The organism is Nocardia sp. NPDC060220, from assembly GCF_042727815.1.
GTDB lineage: Bacteria > Actinomycetota > Actinomycetes > Mycobacteriales > Mycobacteriaceae > Nocardia.
The window spans coordinates 1-3,593 of sequence record NZ_JBHWZY010000722.1 but is presented as its reverse complement, the minus strand read 5'-3'; the positions used below and the strand labels follow the sequence as shown (position 1 = coordinate 3,593).

The following is a 3,593-nucleotide window of genomic DNA, read 5'->3' as shown; positions in this document are numbered from 1 at the left end:
GCCTCCTTGTCGCCGAAGGCGGCGTAGAGGCTGGGGGAGTTGATGCCCATGGCGGCGGTGAGGTCGCTCATCGAGGCGCCGTCGTAGCCGAGCTCCCAGAACACCTCCATCGCGCGACGCAGCGCGACCTCACGATCGAAGCCTCGGGGGCGCCCGCGCTCTGCCATGCGAAACCTTTCTGTGCCGATCGGTAAATATACCGCGCCCACGGCGGCGGACGGCCCGCCCACTTATTTCTGTGTCGATCGGTAAGAAACTCTTGACGAGGGTGCTGTGGATACGCTTCTCTATTTGTGTATCGACTACTACAAAATTGGAGCAAACCTGATGACGAGCAGCAACACCGTGGCCCTGGTGACCGGCGCGAGCCGCGGGATCGGCGCGGCCATCGCCCGCGCACTGGCCGCCGCCGGCACCGATGTGGCGTTCACCTATCAGCGCGACGAGGTCGCCGCGAAGGCGGTCGCCGCCGAGATCGAGGCGCTGGGCAGGCGGGCGCTGCCGATCAAGGCCGACAGCGGCGACGCCGCAGCGGTCGTCGCCGCCGTGGAACAGACCGCGCGCGAACTGGGCGGGCTCGATATCCTCGTGAACAACGCGGGCATCTTCCCGGCCAAGCCCTACGAGGAGTTCACCCTCGACGAGATCGACCGCGCGCTGAACATCCACGCCCGCGCCGCCTTCGTCGCGGGCCAGGCCGCTCTCCCGTACCTCGGTGACGGCGGCCGGATCATCTCCATCGGCTCCAACCTGTCCGAACGCGCGCTCTTCGGTGGACTGTCGCTCTACAACCTCAGCAAGTCGGCCCTCAACGGCTTCACCAAAGCCCTTGCGCGCGAGCTCGGTCCGCGCGGCATCACGGTCAACCTCGTCCAGCCCGGACCGACCGACACCGACATGAACCCCGCGGACAGCGGGCACGCCCCTACACAACGGGAGTTCAACGCGCTGGGCCGTTTCGGTGCCGCCGCCGACGTGGCCGACCTCGTCGCCTTCCTCGCGGGTCCGTCGGGCCGATCGATCACCGGAGCGATCCTCACCGTCGACGGCGGCACCAACGCCTGAGCGGCGGGCGCAGCCCGAACGGGCTCTGTGTATCTTCCGGACGCCGGCTTCGTCGAGCGGGATCGGCAGGACTCACGGATAACCCGTTGCGTTCCAGGAGGTCTCGTCGGCCGATCGCCTAGCGGACGATGTCGAAGAAGTCGGCCGGGTCGAGGGTGTGCAGGGGAGTCCAGCGTTGTTCCTGGGCGGACGCGTCGGATTCGGCGGTCGCGTCGAAGTAACCCTGCAATTCCAGTGCGAGGCGCGGATTCTCGTCGACCCCGCGCGCGATCGTGTACAGCGTCGCGAACACGTGCAGGCAGCGCGCGGTCCGCGCCGAGCAGGAACAATCGGCGCTGACCAGGGTCGGCGCGGGGGAGTGGCCCGCGTCGACCAATGCCCGGTGCATCTCGTCGGTGAGGACGGTCGGGTCGGTGATCGTCTGGCCGATCGCGCTCACCGCCGCCCGCGACAGCGGCGCCACCTCGACGTGCGCGATCGAGGCCTGACCGCCGCGATGCAGGTGCGCGCGCACCGTTCGCCCCTCGATCTCGACGCGCACGCCGTCGTTGCGCGCGATGCTGCGGGCGCGGGGCAGCAGTGGTTCCGGCCGGGTCTGGCGCAGCGGTTCGGCCAGGCGCACCCAATCCCGACCCCACTGGGTGTACCCGAATTCGTTGTCGGCCATCAGTTCTCTCGCTTCCGGCGCAGGATGTCGACGAGGGCGTCGTCGTCGAGGCGGGCCAGTTCGGCGATGCCCGCCGCATCGGACAGGTCCGTCAGCGCGGACTTGCGGGTGTGCATCGCGGCGATGTGCTCCTCCACCGTGGTGGCGCTGGTGAGGGTGGTAACGGTGACGGTGCGGGTCTGCCCGATCCGGTGCGCCCGGTCCGAGGCCTGCGCCTCCACCGCCGGATTCCACCAGCGATCGAAATGGATCACATCGGCCGCGCGGGTGAGGGTGAGGCCGGTGCCCGCCGCGCGCAGGCTCAGGATCAGTACCGGCGGCCCGTCCGGCGCCTGGAAGCGGGTGACGAGGTCGCCGCGCTGGGTCGCGTCGAGCCCACCGTGGAAGAACGGCGCGTCGATGCCGAACTGCTCGGCCAGGTGCCGCACCAGCAGGTCGCCGGTCTTGCGGTACTGGGTGAAGATCAGCGTGGGGTCACCGGTGTCGAGGTTGGTGGCCACGATGTCGGTGCACAGGTCGAGTTTGCCGGAACGGCCCGCGAGTTCGCCCAGGTCGCCGGAAACCAGTCCGGGGTGGTTGCACACTTGCTTGAGGTGGGTGAGCGCGGCCAGTACCCGTCCCTGTCGTTGCAGGCCGGAGCCGAAGCCCTCATCGAGGGCGTCGGCGAGCACCGCGTCGTACACCCGTTCCTGCTCGGCGGTGAGATCGCACAGTAGATCGCTGTGGATCTTCGCGGGCAGCGACGCCGCCACCTGAAGTTTCTTGCGTCCGAGGACAACCGGCTCGACGGCGTCCCTGAGTCGTGCCGCGGCCGTGGCCGACCCCTCCTCGATCGGCCGCACGAACCGGCGCCGGAACTGCGTGCGATGCGCGAACAGTCGCGGTACGGTGAGGTTGAGCAGTGCGAACAGTTCGTCGAGGTGGTTCTCCACCGGCGTTCCGGTCAGCGCGACCTTCGCGTCGGCGGTCAGCGCGCGCGCCGCCCGCGACACCTGGGTGCGCGGATTCTTCAGCGCTTGCGCCTCGTCGAACACCACGGTGGCCCACTGCTCACCGGTCAGTGCCGCCCCGTGCAGCCGCAGGGTCGGATACCCGGTCACGAGAACTGTCCCCGCGCCGGCGGGCACCGCGCCACCGCGCCACGACACCGCCTTCAACCCCGGTGCGAACCGTTCGATCTCGTGCACCCAGTTGCCCACCAGCGAGGTCGGGCACACCACCAACTGCGGACCGTCGGAGCGGCCCTGCAGGAACCCGATGGTCTGCACCGTCTTCCCGAGCCCCATCTCGTCGGCCAGCACGGCCCCGCCGAACGCCGACACGGTCTCGCGTAACCACCCCACCCCGCGGACCTGATACGGCCGCAGCGTGGCATCGAGAACTCCCGCCAGCTCCCCGTCGAGGGCCCGTGTCTCGCGCAAGACCCGCGCCGCCCGCTCGGCGGACACGATCGCGGAGCCGACCGCATCGGGGACGGCGTGCGCGGCGGCGGGCAAGGCGAAGGACCGCTCGTCGGTCATCGATGCGCGCCAGGCCAGCGCGGACGGGGCGAGGTCGCCGAGGGTGACGTCGACCAGCTCGGCGGGGGTGACCACCGCGGTCGCCACCTCGACGGTTTCGATCGCCCCGCGCTCGCCGACCGGCAGCGCGAGGGTGAGTTGTTCCGGATCGCCGACCCCCGTCGGCGCGGGGCCGGTGTCGTGCCCGGTCCACGTCCACAGGGCGAACAGGTGACGGTCGGGAAGGTAGGTGGCCTGAATGGCGGGCAGAACGTTCTCCTCTGATCGGGCAGCACGAACAACCGAACAACGTACACTGTACTGAGTTTGTTCCCGAACGCTCGACACAATCTCCGGAGAGG

4 protein-coding genes are annotated in these 3,593 nt (G+C 69.5%); 1 reads left to right on the top strand and 3 read right to left on the bottom strand.

What is annotated here, in order from left to right; translation table 11 throughout:
- A partial coding sequence (locus ACFWF3_RS28445; protein WP_379316553.1) for a TetR/AcrR family transcriptional regulator occupies positions 1–167 on the bottom strand: 167 nt, incomplete at its 3' end.
- Positions 168–327: 160 nt separating this feature from the next.
- Between ACFWF3_RS28445 and ACFWF3_RS28440 the strand changes: the two genes are divergently transcribed.
- Positions 328–1,065, top strand: coding sequence for an SDR family NAD(P)-dependent oxidoreductase (locus ACFWF3_RS28440; RefSeq protein WP_379316549.1), 738 nt, complete (start codon positions 328–330; stop codon positions 1,063–1,065).
- Positions 1,066–1,183: 118 nt separating this feature from the next.
- On the opposite strand, the gene ACFWF3_RS28435 is transcribed toward ACFWF3_RS28440, so the two are convergent.
- Positions 1,184–1,732 (bottom strand): hypothetical protein, encoded by a 549-nt coding sequence (locus ACFWF3_RS28435; protein ID WP_379316547.1) that lies wholly within the window; start codon positions 1,730–1,732, stop codon positions 1,184–1,186.
- A complete protein-coding gene (locus tag ACFWF3_RS28430) occupies positions 1,732–3,462 on the bottom strand; it encodes a DEAD/DEAH box helicase (RefSeq protein WP_379316551.1) in 1,731 nt (576 codons plus the stop codon). The genes ACFWF3_RS28435 and ACFWF3_RS28430 overlap by 1 nt, the downstream gene beginning before the upstream one ends.
- Positions 3,463–3,593 lie beyond the last annotated feature (131 nt).